The organism is Streptomyces sp. NPDC006655 (genome assembly GCF_040703965.1).
In the GTDB taxonomy this organism is placed as follows: domain Bacteria; phylum Actinomycetota; class Actinomycetes; order Streptomycetales; family Streptomycetaceae; genus Streptomyces.
On sequence record NZ_JBEYJU010000056.1, the window covers coordinates 1 to 12,632 of the forward strand.

The following is a 12,632-nucleotide window of genomic DNA, read 5'->3' on the forward strand; positions in this document are numbered from 1 at the left end:
TACCGCTTACCACTGTTGCCGCTCACGATCTGGACTACTTCCTCCGGGACCAACCGTCCCAGTATCGAGCTGTCCAAGATCAGGGGGGAACATCACAGAGAACCACCAGAGAGACCCCCTGCCCCCGGTGGACGGTGACGACCGCCGCGGGGCTGACGGCTGTGCGGCGCATCCGGATTCCCCTGCCGCTAACTGCCGCGGCTGTGGCACGAGTCCGCGCGCCCTTCGCGACGCCGCTACGGCTCGGGAGAAGCGCGAGAAGGACGAGCGCGCCCGCAGCCGGGACCGCCGCTGGTTCCGGGAAGACCAGGCGCGGCGCGCCCGCGCCGCGGAACTCGAAGCCCAGGGAGCCCTCGAGGGGCCTCGCCAGGCGGCGCGCGAGGCGCTCAGACGCGGTCGCCCCCGAGGTGACAGGCCGCCTGGATAAATGAAACTTGACGACAATTGATCAAGATTGATAAAATGTTATCAACATTATCAATCAATTCCCATGCATCCCGAAGGGCTTGATCATGTTCCGACACCTCACCCCCGACGAACAGCAGACACTCACCGCCAGACTCGCCACTCACGGCGTCACACCCGAGCAGTTCGAACAGGCCAAAGAGCAGGCGCGCGTGATCGGCGAAGCCCTGGCCCGCGCCTACGGCGACGCGATCGGCCGCCCGGTGACCCCGCTGCGGTTCGTCACCGACGCCCTCGGCGTCGAGGGCGCCGGCCGACTCCTCGTCTGCGCCCTGCGCGAGACGACCGGCCGGCCGGACCTGTATGGCGACCTCTGAACAGGAAGGGCAATTTCACACGCGTTTGACATGTGTGGTGACAGACAACTGCCGTCAGTCATAGATCTGCAGGCCCCGACCAAAGTGCGAGGAAACCGATGAGCATCCCCCTGTCCGACATCGCCGCGATAGTGGCTGCCGCCCGCCTCCAGGGCCCGCCCACCGTCCATGCCGACCCGGACGGCAGGCCCGTGCGCGCCCTGACGCTGCGCGGCCTACGCCCCGGCGAGTTGTACGACTTCACGCTCGACGACGGCCACCGCCGGTGGCACCTGGAGTCAGTCAGCCACGAGAGCGGCATCGACATGCACGGCCGCACGCTCGGCAAACGCCTGTCGGCCCGGCTGGACGTCCTGCACGGCACCGCGGCCGAGCACTTCGGCCAGCGGCCCCCGGCCCATCCGTAACGCCCCCACCAGCCTGCGGCCCGGGAGCACCGGAGCCCGGCATCCACGAAGGAGAGAGCGAAGTGGACCAGCCCACCCGCGAGCGCTTACTGCACGCCGAAGCCGCCAGGTACGGCATCGCCCCGGACGTGATCGACCGCGCGGTCGGCGTCATCGCCGCCGTCCAGCGCCGCGACCGCGCCGACTTCCGGGAGAACTTCGGCGGTGAACTGACGCCCGACCGGTGGCTCGCCGCGCACGGGGTCTCCGGCTTCAAGGAACTGTGCGCGTACGCGGCCCGCAAGGCCGGCCTCGCCGACGACGGCGGCCTGATCATGCGCATCGTCTCCGCCGTCGCGCCGCAGCCCGAGCAGCGCGCCGACGATCGCCCCGTCCAGTTCTGGGCCCGTCCCCTCACCGACCCGGCCGAGGCGGCCTTCCCCGCGTACCGCGTCACCTACGAGGACCCGCAGGACGGCATCAGCCCTGGCTTCGACTGGTCTGGAGCCCTCCTGCGCCGCACCCTGCGCGAGGCCGCCGCACGCGGACGGGGCGCGGTGAGCCTTGAGGAGGCCACCGGGGTCGTCGCCTTCACCGAGGGCGACCTGAACGGCGCCTACGTCGCACGCCCCGCCCCGGGCCACACCCAGCCCACCTGTGCCCGCTGCGGCCAGTGGGAGAAGGAACACACGCTGCACGAACGCTTCGGCTCCTGCCCGGAGTTCATCGCTCCGGCCGTTCACCTCGCTCCGGTTCCTGTGCCGTAGCGACTGCTCCGCCCGGGGCCGCGGGCCGATGCGAGCAGCCCGGCCCCGGGCGGGCCCCTGCACTCCCCCATATGCAAAGGAGTCAGTCCAGTCATGTCCCGAACACCCTGGCGCGTTGGCGGCGCCCAGCGGCAAGGCCGCCGCGAGGTTCAGGCGGACGCCTTCGCCGTCGCGGTCGACCAGGCCACCGGTCGTATCGCCGTCGCCGTCACCGACGGAATCGGTGACACCACGGCCGCGGCCGACGCGGCCAGTCTGGCCGCGGAGGAGACGGCCGGCGCCGCGCTCGGCGCCACGCCCGAGACCGGCTGTATCAACGCGCGTGACCAGCTCGCCGCCAGCGGCATTGCCGCGGACGCGTCGATCGTCACCGCTCTGTTCGATCCCGCCCACAGCCGTGTCCGGCTCGCCTGGGCGGGGCTGTGCCGCGCCTACGTCCTCACCTCCGAGGGACAGCTCCAGCGCGCCACATACGACCACTCGCTCGGCGAGCGCATCCGCCGTCACACCGCTCAGCGCGGCCCGTTGCCGCTCTACGACCGGAAGGTGACACGCACCGTCGCCCGCCACGAGTTCGTGACCACGTCCCTGCCCGTGCACGGCACCACCGCGGTCCTGCTGTGCACCGACGGCGTCAGCCAAGGCGTCGACGAGCGGACCATCACCGCCGCGCTCCTCCGTGACGACCCGGACGAAGCTGCCGAACTTCTCGCCGGCACGGCTGGCATCAACGGCCCGGACAACGCGACCGCCATCGTCGTGCGCCGCGCGCACTGACCATCCCAACCGACTTTCTCAGGAGCCAACACCCATGCAGGAACGGGAACTTCGCCCGACTCAGATCCCCCTGAAGGACCTTGCGACCGCCTACCTCCAGGCCGGCGAGACCCTCTTTCTCGCCATCCACGACGACATCGCCGCCCGCGTACGCCTGGCCCACCCGGATGCCGAGCACCTGGAGGTCAGCGTCGATGCCGACGGCCACGTCCGCCTGCACGGCATCTGGAGTGCCCAGGGCTCCGCGATCGACAACCACCGCCTCCTCTACGACGCCCAGAACGACCCGAAGCAGAGCTGGCGCGACGGACCGCTGGACGTCGACGAACTCCTCAGCGACCTCGAACGCGTCCTGAGCGGTGCCTTCCTCTACCGCTGGGGTCTCCTCGAACCGCACCCCGTCCACGAGCACCGCGAACGCCGTTGGCTCACCCTCCCGCCCGTTGACTGCGCCGCCGCCGTCGCTGCGATCGTGCGTCGCCACGTGCCCGACGCCGAATCGCTGGTCTGCCGCTTCGAGGCAGGCCACCGGGGCGTCGCCGTCGGCTTCGAGCAGATCACGCTCGCGGGCGGCGAGACCGTCGACATCTCGTGCCCCCGCTGCTCGCCGGAGTCCGACGACAACCTCTGGCCGCACGGCATCTCCCACGAACTGGCCCGCCTCCTCGCCCACCTCTACGCGTTGCCGCACCTACGCAGCCGCCACCTGAGCCCGTGCATGGCCGTCGCCTCCGCGCACGAGGGACAGCTGTGGCAGCTGGTCTTCCCGTACCGCGAGCACCCCTCCGCCGTAACCGTCCACCGCTGACCTCAGCGCCCCGGAAGGACACAGCCCTCATGACCGACACCGCAGCGAACCGGGCCGCCACAGCCCTACGCCACCGCAATCTCGCCATCGACGCCTTCAACGCGGCCCAGGCCCAGTACGAGGTCGCGGTCCTCGACCACGTCACCGCGCGCATCGTCGAGGCGTACCCGGAGGCGACCCACCTCACCTTCGACCACTCCCCCCACGACCGGACCATCGAACTGCACGGCCTGTGGACCACGCACCGGGGCGGGACGGAGGAACTGGTCCTCAATGTCCGCAGGGACGCCGACACCACCACCCTGGACCTGGAGGAGCTCGCCGACGACCTGAGCGACGCGCTCGCCGGACTCCACTCGGCTACCTGGAGCGCCGTACGCCCGGCCCCAGGACCGGACCGACGCCGGACGCTCGACCTCCCGCCGGCCGACCGGATCGCGGGGATCGCCGAGCTCGCCCACACACACCATCCCCACGCCCAAATGATCACGGTCGAGTTCACCGGTGACACGTGCCGCGTACTCGACGTCATCTGCGCGGACATCCCCATGAGCGAGGGCGGCGCCATCCGGCTGATCCGCGCCACCGACGAGTGCCCCTTGTGGCCGGCGAGCACCGAGCGACGGATCACGGCGCTCGCCCGGCAGATCCACCCCCTTCCGCACCTGCGTGCACGACACCTGGCGCGCTTCGGCGCCCCGGACGAGCACACGGCGTTCCTCCTGCTCCCCCAGACCGGCACCGACATCGGCGCCGACAGCAAGTGAGGTGACATGCACATGACTCGCGAGCGCCCGTCGGGGCCATCCGTTCCCGCCACCCACGCCCAGACCATCGCGGCGAACGTGCTGAAGACCTGGCCGACGACCATCGGCCTGACCATCGAGTACGTCGCCCACCACGACCAGGGCCCGCACGGCTCCGTCACCTTTGCCATCGTGCGCGCCAGTGAGCCCTGGCCGGGCCAGGTCCTGATCCGCTGCGACGGCTACGGCCACATCTCCCGCGGCTGCGAGCAGCGGCGGCCCGACGGACAGCCCTGCTGGCACCCGTCGGCCTCCCACCTCTCGCTCCGTGACCCCGGCCAGTGCCCGCAGCACCTGCCGCCCCTCACCGAACACGAGTGGGTCCGGCACCCCGAACAGCCCCTCTACGGCCGCGTCACCCGCATCGACCCGGACGGCACCGTGCTCATCGACTTCGCGAGCGGCGAACTCGCCCTCCACGACACGCAGGTGCCCCGCGTTCCCCGGCACATCTCCACGGAACTCGACCGCGCCCCGGTCAACGGCCCCCGGCGCGAGATCGACGAGTAGCCCGAACTCCGCCCGGTGCCGTGTGCGAGACGCCACCGAGCGGCCGACCGCCCCTCAGCCACAACGGAAAGAGATCCCTGAGCATGAGCAACCACGCCGTGGTCACCCTCGACTTCACCAGACCCGTGCACGCGCACGAACTGCGCCCCGGCGACGTGTTCGCCTTCCCTGACGCGGCGCATACCCCTCTCACGGTGGTCAGCGTCAAGAAGACCGTCATCTCCCCCGAACTCACCCTCCTCACCTTGGCCCTCCCCGGTCACACCGAGCCGCTCCACCTCCCGGCCGGCACTCCCGTCCGCCCCCTGCGCATGGTTCGCACCGTCTCCCTGGCCTGCCTGCTCTGCCGCAAGCCTCAGGACGTCGAGCTGGACCTCCCGCACGACGGCGAACCCCTCTCCCTCGTCTGCGGCGACCACATCCCCGACATGGACCAGACCACGGAGGGCAGGTGATGGCCCTCCACTACCTCAGCGCCGTACGCCTCCTCCGCCTCGCCGACGAGGAAAAGGCTCGTGCCCTGTACGCCGACGTCATCGAGGCCCTCGAACAGCACTGCACGGACGTGGGCGTGGACTGGTGCGGCAACGAGCTGAACATCACCGTCCAGCTCACGACCGACGGTGAGCAGTACGTCGCCGTCACCGGCCGCGAGTCGCTCCCCTGGCACAGCGACCGAACCAAGATCGGCGGCTGGAAGGCCGTGCACATCGACAACACCTTCGGCACAGCGAAGGTCGTCTACGACACCACGACGGCCGAGGGCAACCCGCCCGGCGACATGTCCCTCGAACCCCTCGCCGAAGAGGTCGGGTCGTACGTCAACGGCTGGCGCGCCGAACACGGCGGATAACCCGCCCCACCCAGACCAACCAGGGGGCCGAGCCCACGCCATCGGTCGGCCCCCTACCCCACCCATGCCTCCATCACGAGCATCACGAGAGAGAGCACTCTTGTGCTGACCTTCACCGTCGGCAGCGGCCCGGCCCTCGAAGTGACCGAGTTCGCCGACTTCGACACCGGCCAAGCCGTGTACCGCGTCACCGGCATCGGCGCCTTCACCCTCGGCTGGGACCCCGACCACCACCCCGAAGCCGACCAGGACCCCCTGCAGGAGATCCTCCAGGTCGCCTACGGCACCGGCCCGCTCGGCTTCCGCATGGCCGAGGCCCCGGTCATCTTCGGCATCACACTCGCCGGCGCCGAGCCCTTCACCCGCACCGCCCTCGACGCCAGAGCCCTACGCCTCCGCCCGTACCGCCTCATCGTCAGCGCCCCGGTACGCGTCCCGAAAGGCACGGCCCGCCGGACCTCCGAGATCGTCTCCGCCCTGGCCCGACACTGGCTCGCCCAGCCCTGGACCCCGGAGTTGCGCCGCGCCCACGAACACCACTGCGCGCCTGACTCCCTGCACCGCTACGGCGGCCTCATCGCCCAACACGAGGAACGCATGCGCCGCCTCCACGAGGATCACGGCTACTACATCCAACGCGCCGACCGCGCCACGTCGATCCTCCAGGCGGGCCCAGTTCCGGCACCCGCCGGTGCCCCACCGCACCCGTTCGCGTCGCCGGGCGCAACGACCGATCCGGCGGGGAAGTGAGCGCCGTGGTCCAGTTCGATCTGTTCGGCGAGGTGGAGCAGAAGCTCGAAGAGCGCGCCAAGCAGCGCGAGGAGGAAGCCTCCAATCCGTCGAAGCCACCCTCCGCCCTCGCTTGGCGCCGTAAGCGCATCGCTTTCCCGGGCGACCCCAACCGACTGGCCAGAGAGGTCGCCGAGAACGTCATCGCCGCCTGGTTCAGCCACTACGGCGGCAACCGCATGGATGTCCCACTCGGCACCATCGCCTCGTTGTCCTTCTTCCGGGAGCCGCTCGTCAGCGACTGGCTCCTCACCCTCGAACCGGCCCAGCTCCCGCCGCTCCTGCGCGAGATCTGGGGGTCCCAGTGGATGGCCCGCCCCGACCTCATCGAGGTCGCGCGTCCCCTGCACGACTGGGTGGAGGAGGACCCGGACGAGTACCAGCTGCGTGCCGTCCAGGCCGTCATCCATACGGCGATCTACAACGGGCTGTTCGACCTCACTGCCAGCGGCGACCCCTACGGGCGGTCGGAGGCCGACGTCCTGAGCCCCCTGCTTACGGGCCTACGCCACAAGAGCGACAAGAAGTGGCGCGGCGAGTACCACACGCCACCCTCTGTCACCGATCTCATGGCCGAGATTCTCGTCGGCGACGACGACCACGGCCCCACCATCCGCGACCCGGCCCTCGGCAGCGGCGGCATGTTCCGCTCCGTCGCCCAGACGCTGCGCGACCGTGGCCTCAACCCGCACGATTACACCTGGTTCGGCAACGACATCGACCCGCTGGCCACCGCCTGTGCCGCCGTCAACGCGATCATCTGGGACCTCGGCCCCCGGACCGTCATCTGGCGCGCTGACTCCCTCGCCACCGACGACGCCGACCTCTCAACGGCACTGGCCGAGCGCGAGGCGGTCATCAAGCACCGCAACGCGGTCGTGGAGCAAGCCCTGTTCGAGCACAGAGCCGGCCGGATGCTCCACGCCTTCAACCAGCTCCTCGAGGGAGCGGCGGCGTGAACGTCGCCCCCGCACCACACCCGCACAACCAGGAGGGATGCTTCGTGAGCCCGACCAAGCCCACCGCAACTGACGACGAGGCCACCAAGAAGCAGCGCGTCTTTCCCGCCGACTTCGACGAGTTCGTCATCACGACCGTGGCGAGCCTCGGCGACGGCTGGACCGTGGACGCCGACGACAAGCCTCACCCCGACCTGTCCGCGTATCTCATCCACCCCGACGGCCGCCGCATCGGCATCAAGCACATCTGGCGCGGCGCGGCCGTCCAGACGTGGGCGCTCGACGTCCCGATCCGTGAGTTCGACAACGACGGGGACGCCGAGACGTACGCCGAGAGCCTCAAGCACCTGACCCCGGGGGTCCGTTACAACGTCGGCGTCTGCTTCACGAACAACCCGCCCGCCGCGACCACCGCGCGCAACATCCGTACCCGGCTCCTGCCGTCCTTCGGCGGCAAGCGCCCAGCTCTCCGCGCCTTTCCGAAGAAGTCCTCGCGCCGTATCGCAGCAGCGCCGGAACCCCCGGCAGCCGCCGAGGTGACGACAAACAGCGCGCCCTCGCAGACCACGGACCGGCCCGAGCCGGACAAGGCCACCACAAAGACCCCGGCAAGGAACCCACGCCGTACGGCCCAAAAGGCCCAGTCCACCGCCAAGAAGACCGAGCCCAAGAAACAACCGGAGGCCAGCGGGTCAAAGCGCTCCACGGCGAAGACCACCAACGCAGCCGAGGCGAAGAAGAAGTCGCAGCCGACCGAGAAGCCCACCACCAGCTGATCAACGCCGCGGGGTGCGGGGCGACCCGCGTATCGCCCCGCATCCACAACCCATCAACTAATCCGAGCATTGCCATGACACAACTCGACTTCTTCGGTGAGAAGCAGGCCGCCCTGGACCGCAGGTCCGCCCGCGAGGCAGAACGCGACGCCCGGGCCAGCCGCCATGCCGCCTACCGCGAATCTCTGAAGATCGACTGCTGCACCGGCGAGCCCATCCCGCCCGACGAGCACGGCTGCCCGCAATACCGCTGCGGACGCTGCGGCGCCCTCGCGTTCGCCGGCACATTCCACTTCAACCACGACTGCGGCTGGGCCGGCTGCTTCGCCGACACCGAGCCCACCCGCGGCACCGGCCAGACAATCCACCGGGTCGGCCTGTCAGCCTATCGCCACGACAACCAGCACCACCCCCACTGCGCCCGCGCAGGCTGCGGCCACGCCCGCGGCATCCACCAGAGCGTCCCTCCGACCGCCCCGGAGGACTCTCGCTGCTACGAGTACTGCGGCTGCCGAGGCTACGTCGCACCCACCGAACCCGCCGAGGAGGCCACCGGTGCTCACTCCTGACGAACTCGCCGCCATCGCAGCACTGCGCGACAAGACCGTTCCCGGTCCCTGGGGAGTCATCAGGATCGACCTCGACGAGGAGGTCACCAGCTTCCTCATCGCCAACAGCGGCGACGACCGCATCGCCTCCGTCGACGTCGCCCATGAGGGAGACGCCGGAGCACTGGCCGGCGCCGAGGCGGACGCGCACTTCATCGCCGAAGCGCGCGTCATCGTCGACTTGCTCCTGGACGAGGTGACCGAGCTCCGCACCCAGCTCGCCTATGCATCGACGCCTCGGCGCCGCACCTGGAGCAACCGGCTGGGCCTCAGGAACCGAACGGACACCTGACGTCGGCTACGGCACCGGTCCTCGCTGGCCGCACAGAACATCGGAGGCGCTGACAAGAATGGCCGGATTCGAACGACCGTGAGGTCACCCGAAACAGACACGTTGGACGGCTCACGACACGCCTCGCCCAAGAAGACACGTGACCGCGAGGGCGGCCCGGACAGGAGTCCGGGCCGCCCTTCGGCCGTTACTCACAGACCCTCTGCCTCGATCGCGCGCGGCACGTCCTCCCAGTCCCGCCACCCGACTGGAACTGAACGAGGGCCACTGAAAGCAGATGGCACGTCGACGTCCTCGCAAACCGGCAAAGAGTCGCCGAGTGCCGAAGGCACGTCATCGTCCTCCCAGACCGGCAGAGGGTCACTGAGGGCCGAAGGCGCGTCGCCGTCCTCCCAAGCCGTCGTAGGCGTCTCTGCCTGAAAAGGTGAGGTAGGGCGGTCAGGGTTCACTTCTCTCCTCCAACTGTCGCAGCGCACTTCTGGCAGAACTGGTTCAAAACTTGAGATACAGAGCGAACGCCACCCACACGGCGACGGCCAGCGTCATCGCCGGGATGAGCGAGGGGTGCGACACAGCGATGATCCCGGCAACCACAGCGCCCAGCGCGGCAATCGCGGTGCGTTCGGCCTTCATGTACTTCCTCCATCACATCGACACGGCGCCCGTCATCGGGGCCAAGGCCGACGATCGAGGACGGAGGGGTTAGCGGCGCAACCCCGCTCACCGGCGCCGAGGTCGACCGTGCCGCGAAGGCCGAGCGGTGCTCACGGAATCGTGAAGCCGGGCCCCACCTGACCCGTTGTTCGACTCCGGTCGGCCAGTCACGCCATTCGGCCTTGATGAGGACGGAGTGGGGACAGAACGGGGACACGAGGTCCTGGTGGGGACAGTGCGGGGACGTAGTGCTTGGTACGACGGAGGACCGACAGGGACCGTCTGGGACTCGCCGGGAGACCATCCGCGCAGGTCAGAGGCCATTCCGAGGTCGGTGGAGACACCTCACCGCCATCGCGCCTGGTCACGCCGCTCCCGCCCCGCCACCCCCGAACGCGATCTTGTCTTTCTCCTAAAGCGGGTGTCGCAGGTTCGAATCCTGCCGGGGGCACGACGCATTACCGCTCTGACCTGGGGTTTATCCCCTAGGGAGGGGTTCTATTCGGCCTCGGACTCGTCGTCCGGGGCCGTTTGCGTGAGCGGTGCGTGAGCGGACGGAGAGTTGATCTCCGAAATATCTCCCAATGGATCAGCATCATCCGGCACGGCCTCCGGACCGAGCTTCTCCTCGCCATCCGGCTCGGGTGCCGCCTCCGGAGCGGTGTTCTCGGAGGTGGCGCGGGCGCGCGGTACGAGCCGGGCTGCGGCCTCCGCGATCGCCAGGTCCGCTTCCGGGAGCAGGCTCGTGTACGTGTCGGCCGTGATGGTGATCGAGGAGTGGCCGAGCATCTCCTGGATGTCCTTCAGGTCGGCCCCGGCCGCGTGGGCGAGGGTCGCGGCACCGTGGCGGAGGTCGTGGAGCCGAACTGGTGGGAGGCCGATCTCCTCGTACAGCTCGATGAACTGCCGTGTGACGTTGGCGGGGTGGAGCAACTCGCCGTTCTCCTTGGTGAAGACGCGTCCGGTCTCCACCCAGGCGTTCTCCCACTCCTTACGATCCTTGTCCTGCTGGGCGCGGTGCCGCTTGATGGCCTGGACCGTGTCGGAGTCGAGCGCGATGGTCCGTGCGCCGGCGTCGGTCTTGGGGTCGTCCTCGTACACCTCCCAGCCGTCCACGACGAGTTGCTTGGCGACGGTGATGAGACCGGCGTCCAGGTTGGTGTCGGTCCACCTCTGCCCGCATGCCTCGCCGCGCCGCAGTCCACGGAAAGCGATCAGGTGGAACAGGGCGTACAGGCGGTCCTCCGCAACGTGGTCCAGGAAGAGCCCGGTGTGCTCCGGCGTCCAGACCATCACCGACGACGGCTTCTCGCCGGTGCGCTTCCAGTGGAGAATGCGCTCCTCGGTCCACACGAGAGCCTTGGGCCGCTTGCCCGCATCCAACTCGACGTGGGCAGCCGGGTTGAAGGTGATGAGCTGCTGAGCGATCGCGGCGTTAAGCGCAGCCCGCAGGGTGGAGCGGACGCGCTGGCGCGTGGCCGGCCCCACGATGCGGCGGTAGGGCTCCATCTCCGCGATGGCCGCCTTCATCACCTTGCGGTGGGCGCGGTGCTCACGGCCCTTCCAGGGGATCTGGGCAAGGTCCTCGAACGCCTTGCGGCGGGCCGCGTTGCCTTCGGCGATCTCGACGTTGGCCTCGGCGATGTCCTCGAACATCTCCGACAGATGGGCGACCCGGAGGCGGTCGAGCCGGTAGTGCCCGATCCGCGGTTTGAGGTGCACCCTGATGTTGCTCTCGTCGCGACTGATGGCGCTCTGTCGCCCCTTCTTGCCCGCCAGCCACATATCCAGCCACTCGCCGACCGTGAGCCTGCTCGTCAAGTCCAGGCCGTGGCTGAGGCGCCTGCGGGTCGCCTCGATGTTCGGCAGCGGGGCCTTCTCGTCGGCCACCTTCTCCAGCAACTCGGCTATCTGGGCCAGGCGCTCGGCATCGTCGGCGTCCGCGAGGCCGACGAGCGCGCGCACGTGGTCGAGGTCAGCCTGGGCGGCCTTGAGGGAGTCGTAGCCGGCGCGGCTGAAGGAGCGACGGGTGCCGTCTTCGCGGGGCGGGAGTTCCTGGCGTATGGAGTACGAGCCGTGCTTGCGACTGGAGAGCTTGGGGCATTTCTTGCCGAGCGGCTTGCCGGTGTGGGGGTCGCGGCAGTAGCAGCGGCGGTGAGTGGAGCCCTTCAAAGGCGTTCCTCCGGGGTGGTGTCGGTATCGGGTTCTGGCGGGTCTACGTCGCCCAGTGCAGGTGGCAGGTGGGGCGGGATGGCCCCCTCCTCGCGGAGGTCGCGGCGAAGGTAACGGAGTTTGTGCTTGGCGGAGATGGCCTGGTCGGCGTACTTGGCCCGCCGTCGCTCGGCCTCTTCCTGCTGGGCGCGGCTGGTGGCCGTCTTGGCCGCGAACCGTGCCCGTTCTTCCTCGTCGAGCGCGGCCAGGGCAGTGCGCACGAGGCTGGCGTGAAGCTCGAAGTCGGGGACCAGGCCCGCGTCGCACATGGGCACCTCCTGCTCGCCGGTGAAGCGCCGCAGAGCGTCCCAGGTGGGGATGAGGTCCTGAAAGGGGAGTTCCTGGGTCTGCTCGACGTAGCCGACCGGGAAGATCAGGCAGACCGGGTACGTCTCCAGGGCGGCGGCCAGGACCATCACGTCCACCAGCGGGAGGGTGGCCCGGCGTCCGGACTCCATGTTGGCGATCACGTTGCGCGGGATGGGATGCCCGAGCCGCTCGCACTGTTCGGCCAGGTCCTGTGCGCTCCATCCCATCTCCTTCCTTCTCCGGCGGACTTCGCCGGCCACGTTGGCCTTGATCCGGTCCGCCCACTCCGGAACGTCGTCCTCATCAGCATCCACATCAGGTTGTGTCATGAAGACACAGTAGCTT

Annotated in this window: 17 protein-coding genes and 1 tRNA gene; 15 read left to right on the top strand and 3 right to left on the bottom strand. The window is 69.3% G+C overall.

The window, feature by feature from the left end; translation table 11 throughout:
* Window positions 1-512: 512 nt before the first annotated feature.
* The 14 genes from AB0958_RS28135 to AB0958_RS28200 all read left to right on the top strand — a co-directional run bounded on the left by AB0958_RS28135 (window position 513) and on the right by AB0958_RS28200 (window position 9,113).
* The gene (locus tag AB0958_RS28135) at window positions 513-782 is read left to right on the top strand and encodes a hypothetical protein (RefSeq protein WP_366893274.1); all 270 of its coding nucleotides are present in this window, start codon (window positions 513-515) and stop codon (window positions 780-782) included.
* A 98-nt stretch (window positions 783-880) separates the two neighbouring features.
* Window positions 881-1,189, top strand: coding sequence for a hypothetical protein (locus AB0958_RS28140; RefSeq protein WP_366893275.1), 309 nt, complete (start codon window positions 881-883; stop codon window positions 1,187-1,189).
* A 62-nt stretch (window positions 1,190-1,251) separates the two neighbouring features.
* Window positions 1,252-1,935 carry a hypothetical protein gene (locus AB0958_RS28145; RefSeq protein WP_366893276.1) on the top strand — a complete coding sequence of 228 codons (684 nt, stop codon included), beginning with the start codon at window positions 1,252-1,254 and terminating at the stop codon, window positions 1,933-1,935.
* A 93-nt stretch (window positions 1,936-2,028) separates the two neighbouring features.
* Window positions 2,029-2,712 carry a hypothetical protein gene (locus AB0958_RS28150; protein WP_366893277.1) on the top strand — a complete coding sequence of 228 codons (684 nt, stop codon included), beginning with the start codon at window positions 2,029-2,031 and terminating at the stop codon, window positions 2,710-2,712.
* Window positions 2,713-2,746: 34 nt separating this feature from the next.
* A complete protein-coding gene (locus AB0958_RS28155) occupies window positions 2,747-3,520 on the top strand; it encodes a hypothetical protein (RefSeq protein ID WP_366893278.1) in 774 nt (257 codons plus the stop codon).
* Window positions 3,521-3,549: 29 nt separating this feature from the next.
* Window positions 3,550-4,287, top strand: a complete 738-nt coding sequence (locus AB0958_RS28160) for a hypothetical protein (RefSeq protein ID WP_366893279.1) — start codon at window positions 3,550-3,552, stop codon at window positions 4,285-4,287.
* A gap of 12 nt (window positions 4,288-4,299) precedes the next feature.
* Window positions 4,300-4,836: a hypothetical protein gene (locus AB0958_RS28165; RefSeq protein WP_366893280.1), complete on the top strand. Its 537-nt coding sequence runs from the start codon at window positions 4,300-4,302 to the stop codon at window positions 4,834-4,836.
* An 83-nt stretch (window positions 4,837-4,919) separates the two neighbouring features.
* Window positions 4,920-5,291 carry a hypothetical protein gene (locus tag AB0958_RS28170; RefSeq protein ID WP_366893281.1) on the top strand — a complete coding sequence of 124 codons (372 nt, stop codon included), beginning with the start codon at window positions 4,920-4,922 and terminating at the stop codon, window positions 5,289-5,291.
* The gene (locus AB0958_RS28175) at window positions 5,291-5,689 is read left to right on the top strand and encodes a hypothetical protein (RefSeq protein ID WP_366893283.1); all 399 of its coding nucleotides are present in this window, start codon (window positions 5,291-5,293) and stop codon (window positions 5,687-5,689) included. The genes AB0958_RS28170 and AB0958_RS28175 overlap by 1 nt, the downstream gene beginning before the upstream one ends.
* Window positions 5,690-5,791: 102 nt before the next feature.
* Window positions 5,792-6,439 (top strand): hypothetical protein, encoded by a 648-nt coding sequence (locus AB0958_RS28180; RefSeq protein WP_366893285.1) that lies wholly within the window; start codon window positions 5,792-5,794, stop codon window positions 6,437-6,439.
* A gap of 5 nt (window positions 6,440-6,444) precedes the next feature.
* Complete coding sequence (locus tag AB0958_RS28185) at window positions 6,445-7,437, top strand: N-6 DNA methylase (protein WP_366893286.1); 993 nt, start codon at window positions 6,445-6,447, stop codon at window positions 7,435-7,437.
* 44 nt (window positions 7,438-7,481) lie between these two features.
* The gene (locus AB0958_RS28190) at window positions 7,482-8,213 is read left to right on the top strand and encodes a hypothetical protein (RefSeq protein WP_366893287.1); all 732 of its coding nucleotides are present in this window, start codon (window positions 7,482-7,484) and stop codon (window positions 8,211-8,213) included.
* Between the two features lie 74 nt (window positions 8,214-8,287).
* Window positions 8,288-8,782 (top strand): hypothetical protein, encoded by a 495-nt coding sequence (locus AB0958_RS28195; RefSeq protein ID WP_366893288.1) that lies wholly within the window; start codon window positions 8,288-8,290, stop codon window positions 8,780-8,782.
* Entirely contained in the window at window positions 8,769-9,113 is a 345-nt protein-coding gene (locus AB0958_RS28200; protein WP_366893289.1) for a hypothetical protein, read from the top strand. The genes AB0958_RS28195 and AB0958_RS28200 overlap by 14 nt, the downstream gene beginning before the upstream one ends.
* A 492-nt stretch (window positions 9,114-9,605) precedes the next feature.
* Here AB0958_RS28200 and AB0958_RS28205 read toward each other — a convergent pair whose 3' ends face one another.
* A complete protein-coding gene (locus tag AB0958_RS28205; RefSeq protein WP_366893290.1) occupies window positions 9,606-9,746 on the bottom strand; it encodes a hypothetical protein in 141 nt (46 codons plus the stop codon).
* A gap of 371 nt (window positions 9,747-10,117) precedes the next feature.
* On the opposite strand from AB0958_RS28205, the gene AB0958_RS28210 reads away from it, so the two are divergent.
* Window positions 10,118-10,218: transfer RNA gene (locus AB0958_RS28210), tRNA-OTHER, on the top strand.
* 47 nt (window positions 10,219-10,265) lie between these two features.
* On the opposite strand, the gene AB0958_RS28215 is transcribed toward AB0958_RS28210, so the two are convergent.
* Both AB0958_RS28215 and AB0958_RS28220 read right to left on the bottom strand, forming a co-directional pair.
* Complete coding sequence (locus tag AB0958_RS28215) at window positions 10,266-11,939, bottom strand: site-specific integrase (RefSeq protein ID WP_366893291.1); 1,674 nt, start codon at window positions 11,937-11,939, stop codon at window positions 10,266-10,268.
* Entirely contained in the window at window positions 11,936-12,601 is a 666-nt protein-coding gene (locus AB0958_RS28220) for a helix-turn-helix transcriptional regulator (RefSeq protein WP_366893325.1), read from the bottom strand. The genes AB0958_RS28215 and AB0958_RS28220 overlap by 4 nt, the downstream gene beginning before the upstream one ends.
* Between the last annotated feature and the right edge of the window lie 31 nt (window positions 12,602-12,632).

What these genes read in the sequence shown, in the direction of transcription:
- AB0958_RS28135 (WP_366893274.1), top strand. Translation starts at nt 513, where the DNA reads ATGTTCCGACACCTCACCCCCGACGAACAGCAGACACTCACCGCCAGA.
- AB0958_RS28140 (WP_366893275.1), top strand. Translation starts at nt 881, where the DNA reads ATGAGCATCCCCCTGTCCGACATCGCCGCGATAGTGGCTGCCGCCCGC.
- AB0958_RS28150 (WP_366893277.1), top strand. Translation starts at nt 2,029, where the DNA reads ATGTCCCGAACACCCTGGCGCGTTGGCGGCGCCCAGCGGCAAGGCCGC.
- AB0958_RS28155 (WP_366893278.1), top strand. Translation starts at nt 2,747, where the DNA reads ATGCAGGAACGGGAACTTCGCCCGACTCAGATCCCCCTGAAGGACCTT.
- AB0958_RS28160 (WP_366893279.1), top strand. Translation starts at nt 3,550, where the DNA reads ATGACCGACACCGCAGCGAACCGGGCCGCCACAGCCCTACGCCACCGC.
- AB0958_RS28165 (WP_366893280.1), top strand. Translation starts at nt 4,300, where the DNA reads ATGACTCGCGAGCGCCCGTCGGGGCCATCCGTTCCCGCCACCCACGCC.
- AB0958_RS28170 (WP_366893281.1), top strand. Translation starts at nt 4,920, where the DNA reads ATGAGCAACCACGCCGTGGTCACCCTCGACTTCACCAGACCCGTGCAC.
- AB0958_RS28175 (WP_366893283.1), top strand. Translation starts at nt 5,291, where the DNA reads ATGGCCCTCCACTACCTCAGCGCCGTACGCCTCCTCCGCCTCGCCGAC.
- AB0958_RS28195 (WP_366893288.1), top strand. Translation starts at nt 8,288, where the DNA reads ATGACACAACTCGACTTCTTCGGTGAGAAGCAGGCCGCCCTGGACCGC.
- AB0958_RS28205 (WP_366893290.1), bottom strand. Translation starts at nt 9,746, where the DNA reads ATGAAGGCCGAACGCACCGCGATTGCCGCGCTGGGCGCTGTGGTTGCC.